This is a genomic window from Polynucleobacter sp. 39-46-10 (assembly GCF_002282275.1).
In genome coordinates this window covers 1-16,357 of record NZ_NCJB01000085.1, presented here as the reverse complement: position 1 = coordinate 16,357, position 16,357 = coordinate 1, and the positions used below count along the sequence as shown (strand labels likewise).

The 16,357-nt window shown below is 47.2% G+C and carries 13 protein-coding genes and 2 pseudogenes; all 15 read left to right on the top strand.

What is annotated here, in order from left to right:
• A pseudogene (locus B7X71_RS08475) lies at positions 1–75 on the top strand (nucleoside-diphosphate kinase); the annotation flags it as partial.
• A 46-nt stretch (positions 76–121) separates the two neighbouring features.
• Positions 122–1,360: a 23S rRNA (adenine(2503)-C(2))-methyltransferase RlmN gene (gene rlmN / locus B7X71_RS08470; protein WP_293597829.1), complete on the top strand. Its 1,239-nt coding sequence runs from the start codon at positions 122–124 to the stop codon at positions 1,358–1,360.
• Between the two features lie 18 nt (positions 1,361–1,378).
• Positions 1,379–2,647, top strand: coding sequence for a flavodoxin-dependent (E)-4-hydroxy-3-methylbut-2-enyl-diphosphate synthase (gene ispG, locus B7X71_RS08465; protein WP_293597830.1), 1,269 nt, complete (start codon positions 1,379–1,381; stop codon positions 2,645–2,647).
• Between the two features lie 50 nt (positions 2,648–2,697).
• Positions 2,698–4,017 carry a histidine--tRNA ligase gene (gene hisS / locus B7X71_RS08460; RefSeq protein ID WP_293597831.1) on the top strand — a complete coding sequence of 440 codons (1,320 nt, stop codon included), beginning with the start codon at positions 2,698–2,700 and terminating at the stop codon, positions 4,015–4,017.
• Between the two features lie 44 nt (positions 4,018–4,061).
• Entirely contained in the window at positions 4,062–4,721 is a 660-nt protein-coding gene (locus B7X71_RS08455) for a tetratricopeptide repeat protein (RefSeq protein ID WP_293597832.1), read from the top strand.
• Entirely contained in the window at positions 4,721–5,875 is a 1,155-nt protein-coding gene (gene bamB, locus B7X71_RS08450) for an outer membrane protein assembly factor BamB (RefSeq protein WP_293597833.1), read from the top strand. The genes B7X71_RS08455 and bamB overlap by 1 nt, the downstream gene beginning before the upstream one ends.
• Complete coding sequence (gene der / locus B7X71_RS08445; RefSeq protein WP_293597834.1) at positions 5,872–7,227, top strand: ribosome biogenesis GTPase Der; 1,356 nt, start codon at positions 5,872–5,874, stop codon at positions 7,225–7,227. Before bamB ends, der begins: the two co-directional genes overlap by 4 nt.
• A 182-nt stretch (positions 7,228–7,409) precedes the next feature.
• Entirely contained in the window at positions 7,410–7,652 is a 243-nt protein-coding gene (gene hfq / locus B7X71_RS08440; protein WP_015421243.1) for an RNA chaperone Hfq, read from the top strand.
• Between the two features lie 28 nt (positions 7,653–7,680).
• A complete protein-coding gene (gene hflX / locus B7X71_RS08435) occupies positions 7,681–8,886 on the top strand; it encodes a GTPase HflX (protein WP_363926855.1) in 1,206 nt (401 codons plus the stop codon).
• Entirely contained in the window at positions 8,879–10,396 is a 1,518-nt protein-coding gene (gene hflK, locus B7X71_RS08430; RefSeq protein ID WP_293597836.1) for an FtsH protease activity modulator HflK, read from the top strand. The genes hflX and hflK overlap by 8 nt, the downstream gene beginning before the upstream one ends.
• The gene (gene hflC / locus B7X71_RS08425) at positions 10,396–11,268 is read left to right on the top strand and encodes a protease modulator HflC (RefSeq protein ID WP_293597837.1); all 873 of its coding nucleotides are present in this window, start codon (positions 10,396–10,398) and stop codon (positions 11,266–11,268) included. The genes hflK and hflC overlap by 1 nt, the downstream gene beginning before the upstream one ends.
• A gap of 18 nt (positions 11,269–11,286) precedes the next feature.
• Positions 11,287–12,450, top strand: a complete 1,164-nt coding sequence (locus B7X71_RS08420) for an ATP phosphoribosyltransferase regulatory subunit (protein ID WP_293597838.1) — start codon at positions 11,287–11,289, stop codon at positions 12,448–12,450.
• Between the two features lie 51 nt (positions 12,451–12,501).
• Positions 12,502–13,806 (top strand): adenylosuccinate synthase, encoded by a 1,305-nt coding sequence (locus tag B7X71_RS08415; protein WP_293600514.1) that lies wholly within the window; start codon positions 12,502–12,504, stop codon positions 13,804–13,806.
• A gap of 61 nt (positions 13,807–13,867) precedes the next feature.
• Positions 13,868–16,081 (top strand): malate synthase G, encoded by a 2,214-nt coding sequence (locus B7X71_RS08410; protein WP_293600513.1) that lies wholly within the window; start codon positions 13,868–13,870, stop codon positions 16,079–16,081.
• Between the two features lie 94 nt (positions 16,082–16,175).
• Positions 16,176–16,357 (top strand): annotated as a pseudogene (locus B7X71_RS08405) (hypothetical protein); the annotation flags it as partial.

Below are 16,357 nucleotides of genomic sequence, written 5' to 3'. Positions count from 1 at the left end.
GGCTCTGATGCTCCTGAAACTGCTGCTGTCGAAGTTGCATTCTTCTTCGCTGGCATGAACGTTTTCAATCGTTAATTCACGATTGCTAACGAACAACCTATTTAATACACAAGTAGGCGCATTGACCTCCCCGCGCGTAAATCTCTTAGATTTTGACGCTGACCAAATGGCAGCGTATGTCGCGGGGTTGAATGAAAAGCCCTTTCGGGCGAAGCAACTCATGCAGTGGATACACCAACGTGGTGTTTCTGACATCAACGACATGAGTGATCTGGCAAAAAGCTTTAGAGCAACGCTGCTCGATAAAGCAGAAGTTCTCTCTCTCCCAGTGATTAAAGATGAGCATGCAGCAGACGGTACCCGTAAGTGGTTACTGGATGTTGGAGCTGGCAATGCTGTGGAGTCAGTATTTATTCCTGAAGATGACCGTGGCACCTTGTGCATCTCCTCTCAGGCTGGTTGTGCGGTCAATTGCCGTTTTTGTTCTACAGGACATCAAGGCTTCTCCCGCAATCTCACCGCCGGTGAAATCATTGGCCAACTCTGGTTTGCAGAGCATTTGCTCCGCACTGATCCGAATGCAGTTCGCCGTATTGAGAAATACCCAACGCCGGGCTGGGAACACACAGGTCGCGTGATCTCCAATGTGGTCTTGATGGGTATGGGTGAGCCCTTGCTCAACTATGACAACGTCGTGACTGCTTTGCGTTTAATGCTCGATGATAGAGCGTATGGTTTATCACGTCGTCGTGTAACCGTCTCTACCTCAGGCGTCGTACCGATGATTGATCGTTTGGCACAAGATTGCCCGGTAGCTTTAGCGGTGTCATTGCATGCACCGAATGACAAGCTACGTGATCAACTCGTTCCTCTGAATCAAAAGTATCCTTTAAGAGAATTGCTTGCCGCGTGCGAACGGTATTTACCTTTTGCCCCAAGGGATTTCTTAACCTTTGAATACTGCATGCTCGATGGTGTCAATGACTCTGACATTCAGGCAAAAGAGTTGGTGCGCTTGTTAGCGAACATCAAGTGCAAGATCAACCTCATTCCATTTAATCCATTCCCAGAGTCTGGATTAAAGCGCTCATCAGCCCAACGCGTTCATGCCTTCGCCAGCATATTGTTAGATGCTGGCATGGTGGCAACAGTTCGTAAAACTCGTGGCGATGATATCGCTGCAGCCTGCGGCCAATTAGCAGGTGATGTAGTTGATCGCACCCGAGTGCGCGAGCGTGCCGTGCATGACAAGCAGATCAATCTCGATCAAGCTGATGATGTTGAAAGTCTAGATGAAGAAGTTGAGCCTGAGTATCAGCCTGAGCACGCAGTGCAATGGCTCAAAAGATTAGACGACTGATTTCACAAAACAAGTCCCATGAGTAACTCATCTAGCAATCTCCCAAAGCTGCCTTTAGGCCCGTCGCCTAAGAGAGCGACACGTCAGGCAATGGTTGCCTGGAAAACGAACATCATTACAGTGGGTGGCGACGCACCAGTGCGCGTTCAGTCTATGACCAACACCGATACTGCAGATGCAGTTGCTACTGCTATTCAGGTTAAAGAGTTGGCCCGTGCTGGCTCAGAGATGGTTCGCATTACGGTAGACACACCAGCTGCTGCAGAAGCAGTACCTTATATTCGTGAGCTACTGGACAAGATGGATGTTTTGGTGCCATTGATTGGCGACTTCCATTACAACGGCCATACTTTATTAAATGACTATCCAGAGTGCGCCAAAGCCTTATCTAAATATCGCATTAATCCAGGTAACGTAGGTAAGGGCGCTAAACGCGATCCGCAATTTGCACAAATGATCGAAGCCGCTTGTAAATATGACAAGCCGATTCGGATTGGTGTGAACTGGGGTAGCTTGGACCAAGACTTGTTGGCAAGCATTATGGATGCGAATGCGGCGCTGCCAATTCCAAAGACTGCACAAGAGGTGATGATTGAGGCATTGATTCAGTCCGCATTACAGTCCGCAGAAAAAGCAGTCGAGTTCGGCATGAACCCCAATCAAATTTTGTTGTCTTGCAAGGTGAGTAATGTGCAAGATTTAGTAGCGGTGTACCGCGATCTCTCTAGAAGATCGGATTACCCATTGCATTTGGGTCTAACGGAAGCGGGCATGGGCAGTAAGGGTATTGTGTCCTCAACAGCTGCAATGGGTATCCTGTTGCAAGAGGGTATTGGTGACACCATTCGGGTCTCGCTAACTCCTGATCCAGGCGCCCCACGCGAGAATGAAATTATTGTGGCGCAAGAGATTTTGCAAACCATGGGATTGCGTAATTTCACGCCCATGGTGATTGCTTGCCCTGGTTGCGGTAGAACAACCAGCACCACCTTCCAAGAATTGGCTGCGAATATTCAGTCCTACCTACGTCAACAAATGCCGGTCTGGAAAAAAACCCATCCGGGTGTTGAGGCAATGAATGTTGCGGTTATGGGTTGTATCGTCAATGGCCCAGGTGAAAGTAAGCACGCCAATATTGGCATCTCGTTACCTGGCACTGGAGAGACTCCAGCGGCACCTGTGTTCGTGGACGGTGTCAAGGTGAAGACTTTGCGTGGCGAGAATATTGCCCAAGAGTTTCAGGTCATTGTGGATGAGTATGTGAATCTGAATTACGCGCCGAAATAAATTAAGTTTAAGTACACAATAAGAATAACTACGAAATATCAACGTACATCATGACCGATCAAGCTAAAACACAAAAGATCCAAAAAATTAATGGCGTTCGCGGCATGAATGATTTATTGCCAGCAGATGCTGCACAGTGGACACATTTAGAGCATGTTTTGCGTGATCTCACTCGCGCCTATGGCTACGAGTTTTTGCGTACCCCAATTGTTGAAGCGACTGCCGTATTCCAACGTGGCATTGGTGAGGTAACAGATATCGTTGAAAAGGAAATGTATTCCTTTGAGGATCGCCTCAATGGTGAGCAACTCACATTACGTCCAGAAGGTACTGCCGCTGTAGTTCGCTCTGTAGTTGAGAACAATCTTCTGTATGAAGGACCAAAGCGTCTTTGGTACACAGGTCCAATGTTCCGTCATGAGCGTCCACAACGTGGTCGCTATCGCCAGTTCCATCAATTTGGTATTGAGGCGATGGGCTTTGCTGGTCCGGATATTGATGCTGAAATCATTTTGATGGGCCAACGCCTATGGGATGAACTCGGCTTGAAGGGTGTACGACTAGAGATTAATTCTTTAGGACAGGCTCCTGAGCGTGCAGAACATCGCGCTGCTTTAGTAACGTACTTTGAGAAACACAAAGAGCAGTTAGATGAAGATTCGCAGCGTCGTTTGCTAAGTAATCCATTGCGTATCTTGGATACTAAAAATCCAGCAATGCAGGATTTGATTGAAGGCGCACCGAAGCTATTGGATTTCTTGGGTGAAGAGTCACTCAAGCATTTCGACGCAGTTCAGGCATTACTCAAGGCAAATAACATTCCTTGCAAGATCAACCCTCGCTTGGTACGTGGCCTCGATTACTACAACCTGACTGTTTTTGAGTGGATTACCGAAGAGTTAGGTGCTCAGGGCACGATTGCTGGTGGTGGTCGTTATGACCCTTTGATTGAGCGCATGGGTGGTAAAGCTGCTCCAGCTTGCGGTTGGGCCATGGGCATGGAGCGCGTCCTAGAATTAATGAAAGTTTCTGGTTCCTTGCCAGAACCTCAGGCTCAATGCGATGCTTTTGTCATTCACCAGGGTGGCGAGACTTTGACTGCTGCCATGATTATTGCTGAGCGCCTGCGGAATGCTGGCATCGATGTCATCCTGTTTTGCCCTCAAGATGGTCAGGCTGCCAGCTTTAAGTCACAAATGAAGAAGGCAGATGCGAGTGGGGCAGCCTATGCTGTCATTATTGGGCCAGATGAGCTGGCTAAAAATGAGGCTCAACTCAAGGATTTACGTAGTACTGGCGTTCAGAAGGCGGTAGACCTTGACGGCGTCGTGGAAGCGGTAATTGATGCCATAGTTGGCGCCACCGAATAGAATTAAGACAATTATTAATACTGTATTTATTAGCTTGGATTGACATGCCTTTAGACCTAGAAGAACAAGAACAATTAGATCAACTTAAAGCATTTTGGCAAAAGTATCGCAACCTCATTACTGGTGTAGTGACAGCGGCTTTATTTGCCTATGCAGCTTATAGTGGATATCAATGGTGGCGTACTAGCCAAGCTGCTGCAGCATCACAACTCTATGAGACGATGGTTACTGCTATTGGTAAGGGTGATAAAGATCAAACCTTGCGTGCTGCAGATGATTTACAAAAGCAATTTTCTGGCACCCCTTATGCAGCGATGTCGAGTCTAGTGGCTGCAAAGATTGCTTCTGATGCAGGCGACTCTGCAAAGGCGATGGGTTATTTGCGCTGGGCCGCCAAGAATGCATCTGATCAGGGATATTTAGCTTTAGCCAAATTACGCTTGGCAGCACAATTAATCGAACAGGGTTCTGAAAAGGATTTGGCTGAGGCCGATGCAATTCTGAAAGACAGGCCAGTCGCAGGTTTTGAGGCTTTGTGGCTAGAGCGTCGTGGTGACTGGTATTTGGCTCAAAAGAATACGGCTGATGCACGCAAGAGTTATGAGGCTGCTTGGAAGCAGTTAAATGATGCAAAAGAATTCCCTGAAGAGGCACGTCGTCTCTTGAAGGTTAAATTAGATGCCGTCGGAGGAGTAGCTCAGTGATGATGGATTGCAAACGTGTAGCAAAACTAGCAAGCACAGCCCTTGTATTGGGCTCTGTAGTATTTGCCTTGGTAGCCTGCTCTGGTGGCTCACGTGTACGCAAGCCAGCTGAGCTCGTGCAAGTTAATAATCAGTTTGAATTAGCGCCAGTATGGTCAACTAGCGTTGGTTCATCAGAGTCGTTTAACTTTCATCCTGCGGTAGTGGGTGATTCGGTGTATGCAGCATCTCATCGCGGCAATCTCACCAAGATTGATTTGATGACTGGAAATAAGGTGTGGGAAGTCTCCGTGCCGGATCGCTTATCCATTGGACCTGGATCTGATGGTCGCACAACTGCGGTCGTAACAACTAAAGGCACCGTTTACGCTTATGACGACACTGGCAAACCCATTTGGAATGTGAGTGTTGGTAGTGAAGTGTTATCAGAGCCAGTAGTAGCCGGCGGTGTAGTGATTATTCGTACATTGGATAGCCGCTTTGTTGGTCTTGACGCACAGACGGGTGTTCGTAAGTGGACTTACCAGCGTCAACAATCTGCCTTGTCATTACGCGTTGGCTATGGCATGCTCGCGATTGGCAATGAAGTGATCGTCACAGGCTTTGCTGGTGGTCGTTTTGGCATGATTGCCATTGCAAATGGTGGGCTAGTCTGGGAGACTCCGGTTTCATTTCCAAAAGGTTTCTCTGAGATTGAGCGCCTCAATGATGTCACTGCGAAGCCAAGTATGGATGGTGAAATTATTTGCGCCGTTTCTTATCAGGGTCGCGTAGGTTGCGGTCAAGCGCGTACAGGTAATTTATTGTGGTTTAAAGATTACTCAAGTTACACCGGCACAGCGCAAAGTCCTGAGCTGGTTTTCTCATCCAATGAAAAGTCTTACGTCACTGCTTTTGCGGTGAAGGATGGTTCACAAGTTTGGGAAAATACCCAGCTGACATTTAGAGATGTAGGTGAGCCGATGGCAGTTGGCAAGGTATTACTCTTGGGTGATGCGCAAGGTTACGTGCATGCACTCTCACAAGCGAATGGTGAAATGCTGTCACGCATTCGTCATGACAGTAGTCCAATCACAGCCGCACCCATTGCGGTGAACGGCCTCATCTTGATTCAGTCTCAAGGTGGAAAACTAGCGGCGTACAGTCCAAAATGAATCCAGTAATTACTATTGTCGGCCGTCCTAACGTTGGTAAATCGACACTCTTTAACCGCTTAACGCGTTCACGTGATGCTTTGGTTGCGGACTTTTCGGGCTTAACCCGAGACCGTCACTATGGCAAAGGTCGCATTGGCGAGCGCGCGTTTATTTGCGTAGACACGGGTGGTTTTGAGCCGGTAGCCAAGACCGGCATTGTTGCCGAGATGGCCAAGCAAACTAAGCAGGCAGTTGCTGAGTCTGACATTGTTATTTTCTTAGTGGATGGCCGCTTGGGTATGGCGCCTCAAGATCGCGTGATTGCAGATTTCTTGCGCAAGACGGGTAGACCAGTCATTCTGGCGGTAAATAAGACTGAAGGTATGCAAGCTGGCGTGGTTACTGCGGACTTTCATGAGTTAGGTCTTGGTGAGCCCTTCCCGATTTCATCGGCACATGGTGATGGTGTGCGTGGTTTGATCGATGATGCTTTAGATTCTTTAGGTATTCCAGAGCCAGAACCAGAAGAATTAGAAAATGATCCCAATCGCCCAATGAAGATTGCGGTAGTAGGTCGTCCTAACGTTGGTAAATCGACCTTGATCAATAAGCTGATCGGTGAAGAGCGCGTGATTGCATTTGACATGCCAGGTACAACACGTGATGCAATCGAAGTTCCCTTTGAACGTAACGGTAAACCATACATCTTGGTAGATACCGCAGGGCTTCGCCGCCGTGGAAAAGTATTTGAAGCGATTGAGAAGTTCTCAGTTGTTAAAACTTTGCAAGCCATTGCCGATTGCAATGTGGTTATTTTGATGCTCGATGCGCAACAAGATATCTCAGAGCAAGATGCACATATTGCTGGATTTATTGTTGAAGCAGGGCGTGCATTAGTAGTGGCTGTGAACAAGTGGGATGGTTTGGATGTCTACGTGAAAGAGCGTGCACGTTTAGAGATTGCGCAAAAGCTGCGCTTCCTTGATTTTGCAAACGTGCATCCGATCTCCGCTAAAAAAGGCACCGGTCTTAAAGAGTTATTTAAGGATGTTGATTTGGCCTACGCGGCAGCCATGGCTAAATTACCAACACCAAAACTCACCCGTATTTTGCAAGAGGCGATTGAGCATCAGCAGCCTAAGCGTGTCGGTATGGGTCGTCCAAAATTACGCTATGCCCACCAAGGTGGTATGAATCCTCCAATTGTGGTGATTCATGGAACTTCATTAAGTGGCGTAACGGATAGCTATAAGCGCTACCTAGAAGGTCGCTTTAGAGATGTCTTCAAGTTACGCGGCACCCCATTGCGAATCCAGATGAATACTGCCAAAAACCCGTACGTTGATGCGGATAAAGGCAAAAAGAAGTAAAAACGCGTACAGTTTTAGATATTTTTTAAATAAGGGGCTTGATTTTCTGACTTCAGACCCCTTATGTTTGAGGTAGACAGTTGTAGTTAGCATTTCACAGTGGTTCTTGGTAGTAGATTATTGAATAAAAAAAGCAAGACTCCCAAAATAGAAGCAGCGTATAAAAATCAATAAGGAGCAGTATGAATAACAGCAAAGTCCAATTACTACAGGATCCTTTCCTCAATGCCTTGCGCAAAGAGCATGTCCCTGTATCCATCTATCTTGTTAACGGTATCAAGCTGCAAGGCAATATTGAATCATTCGATCAATATGTAGTCCTATTGCGCAATACCGTGACACAGATGGTTTACAAACACGCCATTTCCACAATCGTCCCTGCTCGTGCAGTGGAGTTCCGCACGGAAGAAGTTAGCTCTGTATAAAACAGGTGTAGATGCGGCACGTGCCGTTCTGGTTGGGGTTGATACAGGTCGCGAGGATTTTGCGGACAGCATGGCAGAACTCAGCCTTCTAGCTGACAGTGCCGGCTCTATACCAATAGCGAGTGTGATTGCCCGTAAGGGTAAAACCGATCCTGCTTTATTCATTGGCTCAGGTAAGGCGAATGAAGTTAAAAAAGTGATGGAAGAGCAAGGCGCCGAATTGGTGATCTTCAACCATCCACTATCCCCAACACAGCAGCGCAATCTAGAGCGCCATATCGGCTTTCATGTCATGGACCGTACGGGCCTGATTTTGGATATCTTTAGTCAAAGAGCGCAAAGCCATATTGGTAAAACCCAGGTTGAGCTAGCCCAAGTACGTTATCGTATGTCTAGATTAGTGCGCGCCTGGAGTCACTTAGAGCGTCAACGTGGTGGTATTGGGGTTCGAGGTGGTCCTGGTGAAACTCAGATGGAGCTAGATCGACGGATGCTGGCTACTAAGGCAAAGCGTCTAGAAACAGAGTTGGAGAAGCTCCAGCGCCAACAAAGAACCCAAAGAAGGGCCCGTAATCGTAAGGATGTCTTTTCGGTCTCTTTGGTTGGCTATACCAATGCCGGTAAATCCACATTGTTCAATGCCCTTACAAAAGCAGGGACATATGCTGCTGATCAGCTCTTTGCAACCCTAGATACCACCTCCCGCAAGGTGCATTTGGATGGCGTAGGCTCAATTGTCGTCTCCGATACGGTTGGATTTATCCGCGAATTACCCCATCAGCTGGTAGAGGCATTTAGGGCTACTTTGGATGAAACCATCCATGCTGACCTGATTTTGCATGTGATTGACGCTTGCAGCCCAGTAGCTAGGGAACAAAAGGCTGAAGTAGAGGCGGTTTTGCGTGAAATTGGAGCTGACGACATCCCCCGCATCGAGGTCATGAACAAGATTGACCAGATGCCTCAGACCTTTACCGAAGGGGCTGTCCTGGTCCGTGATTCCGAGGGAATTCCGAGCCAGATTTTCCTTTCCGCCAAGACGGGCCTAGGCCTTGATTTATTGCGTTCAGCACTCGCCGAATGCTCTCAAATGACTGATAGAATAAGGGTCGAGCAGAATCGTGCCAAGGTCCAAATGGACCCAGATGAGTTTTTAGCTCCTTTACCCGAACGACCAGAGACTTCTGAATTTAACCCGATTTCCAACCGAAAATATTCACCAAACGATGCGTAAATTTCTCGAGCTGTTCTCGGTCAATGATCCGGGCTGGGGCAACAGTCACCCAGGTAGCGGATCTAAAGATGCTAAAAGTGGGCAGGGTAGTGAGCAATCCCCTCAAGCTGAACCTGGTAACCCAGATGCTGAAAAACCTGTAGAGGTTCAGCCAAACACCCCAAGACCAAACAATCAACCTGCTAAGCCTGATGGCCCGCCGGATTTAGATGAGTTGTGGCGTGATTTCAATGATCGCCTCAGCGGTATTTTTGGTGGCAAGAAAAAACCCGGCGCAAGCTCAAGCAAGCCTGCTAACAAACCGAATAGCACTGACATTCCTCCGCCGTCTCAGCGCGGCAATGGCGGTGGTAACGGTGGCGGCGGCATGAGCGCACCCAATTTCAACTTCACCAACCCCTTTGGTTCTAAAGCTAGCGTGATGTTGGCTGCTGGTGGTGTTGCATTAATTTGGATTCTTAGTGGTTTCTACATTATTCAAGAGGGGCAGTCAGGCGTGGTTACCACCTTTGGTAAATATGCATACACGGCTGGCCCTGGCATTAACTGGCGCATGCCTTGGCCAGTTCAGGCCGAGCAAACTGTCAATGTTTCAGGGGTGCGCTCTGTCGAGGTGGGCCGTTCCATTTTGATTAAAGCAACTAATCAAAAAGATACTTCAATGTTGACTGAAGATGAAAACATCATTGATGTGCGCTTTGCTGTTCAGTACCGCTTAAAAGATCCAACAGATTATTTATTTAACAATCGCGATCCCGATATGACTGTGGTGCAAGCTGCAGAAACTGCAGTGCGCGAAATTGTGGCGCGTAGCAAGATGGATACCGTCCTCTACGAAGGCCGTGAAAAGATTGCAATTGATTTGGCAGCCTCGATCCAGAAAATTCTAGATAGCTATAAAACCGGCATCTATGTCACCAGCGTGACTGTTCAAAACGTTCAACCCCCAGAGCAAGTGCAAGCCGCATTTGATGATGCTGTAAAAGCAGGTCAAGACCAAGAGCGCTTGAAGAGTGAAGGTCAGGCCTATGCTAATGACATCATTCCGCGCGCCAAAGGTACGGCCGATCGACTCATTCAGGAAGCGGAAGGTTACAAGGCTAGAGTGGTTGCAACGGCTGAGGGTGATGCGAATCGCTTCAAGCAAGTCTTAACTGAGTATGCAAAAGCACCTGGTGTAACGCGTGATCGTATGTACATTGATAGCATGCGTGAGATGTACAACAATGTGTCCAAAGTATTGGTCGATACCACCAAGAGCAATAGCATGCTCTATTTACCTCTCGATAAGATCATTGCGCAGGTGAGTGCAGAAAGCACTCAAGTTGCCACTGGTCAAGCTCCCGCCTCCACGCCTACTGGCTCCGTAACTGTGGGTGGTACAACAGGTAATCCAGCAGCCCCATTCAGTAACAATGCAACTAGCCCAAGTACTAGCAATACTTCTAGTGCTGGCGCTTCCGAAAAACGAGAGGGCCTCAGAAGCCGCGATAGAGGGGATTCAAGATAATGAATGCAAATCGTCTCTTGGCCGCTATTGGTGGCTTGATTGCTCTGGGCTATATTCTGGCGTCTAGTATTTTTGTTGTAGATCAGCGTAACTTTGCTGTGGTGTTTTCATTCGGGCAAATTGTGCGTGTGATTGAACAACCTGGTTTGCAAGTGAAGCTACCAGCGCCTTTTGAAAACGTCCGTTTTTTTGATCGTCGCATTTTGACAATCGATACCCCTGAAGCAGAGCGCTTTATTACCTCAGAGAAGAAAAATCTCCTGGTGGATTCTTATGTTAAGTGGCGCATTGTTAATCCCCGTAAGTTCTTCGTGAGCTTTAAGGGTGATGAGCGTTTAGCGCAAGATCGCCTCACACAGTTAGTACGCTCCGCATTGAACGAAGAGTTCACTAAACGCACTGTTAGGGAGATCATCTCAGATCAACGCGAGCAAGTGATGCAGGGTATTCGTAAAAAAGTAGCCGATGATGCATCTGATATTGGCGTTGAGATTGTTGACGTTCGACTCAAGCGTGTAGACCTCCTGGCTGAGATTAGCGATTCCGTTTATAGGCGCATGGAGGCAGAACGTAAACGTGTCGCCAATGAATTGCGTTCCACTGGTGCTGCTGAATCCGACAAGATTCGGGCAAATGCAGAGCGTCAGCGTGACACAATCTTGGCCGAAGCCTATCGTGAAGCGCAGAAGATTAAAGGTTCTGGCGATGCAAGAGCTACCGCTTTATATGCCGATGCTTTTGGACGTGATCCACAGTTCGCACAGTTCTACCAAAGTCTTCAGGCTTACCGTAGCTCCTTCAAAGATAAGAGGGATGTCATGGTGGTTGAACCAAATGGCGAGTTCTTTAAGTTCTTACACAAAAAAAATTAAAAGTGAATATTTCAGATCATGAATCGTTGGTTACTTCCTGAAGATATTGCTGATGTTTTGCCGGCCGAGGCTCGTAAGGTAGAGACTCTGCGTCGTGCCATTCTGGATTTGTACCAATCTTATGGTTATGAACTAGTTGCCCCTCCGATCTTGGAGTTCTTAGACTCTTTGCTGACAGGCACTGGTTCTGATCTCAATTTACAAACATTTAAATTGGTCGATCAATTATCTGGCCGTACATTAGGCCTACGTGCTGACATGACGCCGCAAGTTGCTCGGATTGATGCGCATTTACTCAATCGTCAAGGCGTAACTCGTCTTTGCTATGCAGGTTCTGTTGCTCATGCTCGCGCTCCAGTGGGTAGTTCTGCTCGTGAGGAATTGCAACTTGGCGCAGAGATTTATGGATGCGCCACTTGGGAAGCAGATTTTGAAGCAGTCTCATTACTATTGCAGACCTTGAATGTGGCTGGCCTGAACAAGGTTTACCTGGACCTCTCACATGCAGGAGTGCTAGAGGGAATTCTGGATGGGCATAATCTAAAGAAGGGTGATATCGAGGCGCTCTACAGCTTGCTGCAAAGTAAGGACAGACCTCGCTTAGCGATTTGGGCTGAATGCTTGCCAGCCAAATCTGCAGAAGCATTGATGGCGCTTACTGAATTAAACGGTCCTTGTGCTCAGGTACTGGCCAGTGCTAAAAAGTCCTTACCAAAACATCAGTTGATTGATGAAGCTATAGCTCAATTAGAAATGCTGGCTGCAGCAACTGCTGCATTATCCGGCGATGTTGAGCTCAGTATTGATCTGGCGGATTTACGCGGTTACCAATATCACAGTGGCGTGATGTTTGCAGCTTATGTTGATAAGTTGCCTCAGCCGATTGCTCGTGGCGGTAGATATGACCATGTTGGCCATGCGTTTGGACGTCCTCGTCCCGCTACTGGCTTTTCAATGGATTTATTGACTCTGGCTAATCTTGCCCCAGTAGCGCAAAGAAAGTCTGCCATCGTAGCCCCTTGGGCTGTGGATGTAGTCTTAGCTAGCAAGATCGCTGAGTTGCGCGGTGCTGGTGAAGTAGTGATTCAGGCGATGAGTGGTGATGCTGTAGAAACCGCTGAATATATTTGTGATCGTGAGCTAGTAAAGCAGGGCAGCTTATGGGAAGTAAAAAAGAAATAACTCGCTTTATTAATAACGTACTAATTCTGTAATTACCTTTTGGATTTCATTATGTCTTCAAAGCAACAAGATCATGGTCGTAACGTCGTAGTCATTGGCACCCAGTGGGGTGACGAGGGCAAGGGCAAAGTAGTCGATTGGTTAACTGACCATGCTCAAGCGGTTGTACGTTTTCAAGGTGGACATAATGCTGGCCACACCTTAATTATTGGTGACAAGAAAACAATCTTGCGATTGATCCCATCAGGAATCATGCACAAGAATGTCATTTGCTATATTGGTAATGGTGTTGTACTTTCTCCAGAAGCGCTGTTTAAAGAAATCGGCGAGCTAGAAGCTGCTGGCTTGGATGTACAGTCTCGCTTGAAGATTTCTGAAGCTACAACATTGATTCTTCCGTATCACGTTGCAATTGATCATGCGCGTGAGAAAAAACGTGGCGATGCCAAGATCGGTACTACTGGTCGCGGCATTGGGCCAGCCTACGAAGACAAGGTGGCCCGTCGCGCCTTACGTGTACAAGATTTGTTCTATCCAGAAAAGTTCGCAGCTCAATTGCGTGAGAACTTGGAATATCACAACTTTATGCTCACCAACTACTATGGTGCAGAGCCAGTGGATTTCCAAAAGACTTTAGAAGAAGCCATGTCTTATGCTGAGCGCATCAAGCCTATGGTTGTTGATGTCTCTAGCGCTTTATATGCAGCAGAGCGGGCCGGTCAAAATTTATTATTTGAAGGTGCACAAGGTACTTTGCTAGATATCGATCACGGCACTTATCCTTATGTGACTTCAAGTAATTGCGTAGCAGGTAATGCAGCTGCTGGATCTGGCGTTGGCCCCGACTCATTGCAATACATCTTAGGCATTACAAAAGCCTATTGCACTCGTGTTGGTGCTGGTCCATTCCCAAGTGAGCTATATGACTTTGATAATCCGGCCAAGCAGGATCCAGCGGGCATTCGTTTGGCTGAAGTTGGCAAGGAGTTTGGCTCAGTTACGGGTCGCCCGCGCCGCACTGGTTGGTTAGATGCTGCTGCCTTGAAGCGCTCCATTCAGATTAATGGCCTATCCGGTCTTTGCATTACCAAGCTAGATGTCTTAGATGGCTTTGAGACGATTCGTCTTTGTGTTGGCTACAACTTAGATGGTCAAAAACTTGATGTGTTGCCGCGCGGTGCTGAAGCCGTGGCGCGCTGTGAACCAATTTATGAGGATGAATGGGACAAACTCCCAATAGAGGCACAGAAGTTCCTGCGTCGTATCGAAGAAGTTGCAGGAAAGCCGATCGCTATGGTCTCAACAGGACCAGAACGTGATGAAACGATTCTTCTGCAACATCCATTCAAGGGTTAATAAGAGAAATCTTGTTCAACTTTTGCATATTTAATTTATATTTTTGTTTTGAGGTTTTGAGATGACTGCACGTACACAATGTAATAGCCTACAAGTGGCTACACCGCTTTATCGCTTTATTGAAGATAAAGTTTTGCCTGGAACAAGCATTAAAAGCGCAGACTTTTGGAAGGGTTTTGATGAAATCGTCAAAGACTTGAGCCCAAAAAATGAAGCATTACTTGCTAAGCGTGATCGTTTGCAGGTGGATTTAGATAAATGGCATCAAGCCAATCCTGGCCCAATCAAAGATATGCCTACCTATCGCAAGCATCTCAAAGAAATTGGCTATTTAGATGAAGTGCCTGGAAAAGTTGTTGGCACCACCAAGAATGTGGACGATGAGTTGGCTCTCCAAGCCGGCCCCCAGTTGGTAGTCCCGGTCCTGAATGCGCGTTATGCATTAAATGCGGCCAACGCACGTTGGGGCTCTTTGTATGACGCTCTCTATGGTACTGACGTTATCTCTGAAGAAGATGGCGCTACCAAAGCTGGTGGATACAACCCGATTCGTGGTGCCAAGGTTGTTGCCTTTGCTCGCAAATTCTTAGATCAATCTGCACCGCTGGCCAAAGGTTCACACGCAGACGCCACCGCTTATTCAGTGGATGGCAATAAGTTGGTTGTCAGCCTTAAAGATGGCAGCAAAACTGGTCTTGCTGATGAGAAGCAATTTGTTGGTTACCAAGGCAACGCCTCTGCTCCTTCTTCAGTACTCTTGCGTAATAACGGTGTGCATATCGATATTGAAATCGATAAGAGCAAAACCATTGGCGCTACTGATGCTGCTGGTGTAAATGATGTTGTGCTCGAAGCTGCGCTTTCTACTATTTTGGATTTGGAGGATTCGATCGCTGCGGTTGATGGTGATGACAAGGTTGTTGCTTATGACAACTGGTTAGGCATTCTCAAAGGGACTTTGGTGGAGGAAGTTAGCAAGGGTGGCAAGACATTCACCCGTACATTAAATCCAGATCGCAAATACACAGCTGGCATTGGCGCTGTTGATGCTAAGGATGGTATGGTGACATTGCATGGCCGTTCTTTGCTGTTCCTTCGCAACGTCGGACACTTGATGACTAACCCAGCGATCATCACTGGCGAAGGCAAAGAGATTTACGAAGGTATCTTAGACGCAGTGGTTACTGTGTTGATTGCCTTGTATGACATTAATCGCCCAGCAACACAGGCTATTGGTAATACTCGTAAAGGCTCCGTCTACATTGTTAAGCCAAAAATGCATAGCCCTGAAGAAGTGGCTTTTGCAGCTGAACTCTTTGGTCGCGTTGAAAAGTTGCTTGGTTTGCCTGCGGATACTGTGAAGTTAGGCATCATGGATGAAGAGCGTCGCATGAGCGCCAACATCAAGGCGGCGATTGCTGCTGCTGGTGCTCGCGTTGCCTTTATTAATACCGGCTTCCTCGATCGCACTGGCGATGAAATGCATACAGCAATGCATGCGGGTCCAATGATGCGCAAAGGCGATATGAAGACTAGTAAGTGGTTATCTGCTTATGAGCGTCGTAATGTTCTGGCTGGTTTGGATTGTGGCTTACGTGGTCGCGCTCAAATCGGTAAAGGAATGTGGGCAATGCCAGATTTGATGAAAGCCATGGTTGAGCAAAAAATTGTTCATCCAAAGGCGGGTGCAAATACAGCTTGGGTTCCTTCACCAACGGCCGCAACATTGCATGCTTTGCACTACCATCAGGTCAACGTAGCCCAGTTACAAAAAGAGATGGAGCAGTTAGATACTGCTGCTGAAGCTGAAGCCTTGATTAATGATTTGTTGACTATTCCGGTAGTGGAAAAAGCCAACTGGTCTAAAGAAGAGATTCAGCAAGAGTTAGATAACAACTGCCAAGGTATCTTGGGTTATGTAGTTCGCTGGATTGATCAGGGTGTTGGTTGCTCTAAGGTGCCTGATATTCATAACGTTGGCTTGATGGAAGACCGCGCAACCTTGCGTATTTCTAGTCAGCATATTGCTAACTGGTTATTGCACGGTATCGTGACTGAAGCTCAGGTGAACGAGACTTTGCAACGCATGGCTAAAGTAGTTGACGGTCAAAATGCAGGTGATGCTTTGTACAAGCCAATGATGCCGAATTTCAAAGACTCTTATGCCTATAAAGCAGCAAGCGATCTGATTTTTAAAGGTCTAGCGCAGCCGAATGGTTATACAGAGCCTTTGCTTCATGCATGGCGCTTGGAAGTGAAGAAGGCTCACGCCTAATTCTTCTGCTCTTTGACCTCAAGATGAAATGGATTTGTCGCAAGGCAAGTCCATTTTTCTTTTCCGAAAACTCTCTTAAGTTACTAGCGACCACATGTTTAGCTTCTTAAATCCATTTGCTATGCTTTCTGACACCCGTGGACAAGCACTTGGCTTTCAGTTAAATGATGGAGGTAGAGGGCTTGCTGGTTTTAAGGGTGGGGCTGGTGACTGTGTGGTTCGTGCCATTGCCATTGCTGCTGAGTTGCCATATATGCAGGTCTATGAGGATCTTTA

Bases quoted from the DNA above. Each gene is read 5' to 3' on its own strand.
- hfq (WP_015421243.1), top strand. From the start codon at position 7,410: ATGAATAACAGCAAAGTCCAATTACTACAGGATCCTTTCCTCAATGCC.
- hisS (WP_293597831.1), top strand. From the start codon at position 2,698: ATGACCGATCAAGCTAAAACACAAAAGATCCAAAAAATTAATGGCGTT.
- B7X71_RS08415 (WP_293600514.1), top strand. From the start codon at position 12,502: ATGTCTTCAAAGCAACAAGATCATGGTCGTAACGTCGTAGTCATTGGC.
- B7X71_RS08410 (WP_293600513.1), top strand. From the start codon at position 13,868: ATGACTGCACGTACACAATGTAATAGCCTACAAGTGGCTACACCGCTT.
- B7X71_RS08455 (WP_293597832.1), top strand. From the start codon at position 4,062: ATGCCTTTAGACCTAGAAGAACAAGAACAATTAGATCAACTTAAAGCA.
- ispG (WP_293597830.1), top strand. From the start codon at position 1,379: ATGAGTAACTCATCTAGCAATCTCCCAAAGCTGCCTTTAGGCCCGTCG.
- der (WP_293597834.1), top strand. From the start codon at position 5,872: ATGAATCCAGTAATTACTATTGTCGGCCGTCCTAACGTTGGTAAATCG.
- hflK (WP_293597836.1), top strand. From the start codon at position 8,879: ATGCGTAAATTTCTCGAGCTGTTCTCGGTCAATGATCCGGGCTGGGGC.
- hflC (WP_293597837.1), top strand. From the start codon at position 10,396: ATGAATGCAAATCGTCTCTTGGCCGCTATTGGTGGCTTGATTGCTCTG.
- B7X71_RS08420 (WP_293597838.1), top strand. From the start codon at position 11,287: ATGAATCGTTGGTTACTTCCTGAAGATATTGCTGATGTTTTGCCGGCC.
- bamB (WP_293597833.1), top strand. From the start codon at position 4,721: ATGATGGATTGCAAACGTGTAGCAAAACTAGCAAGCACAGCCCTTGTA.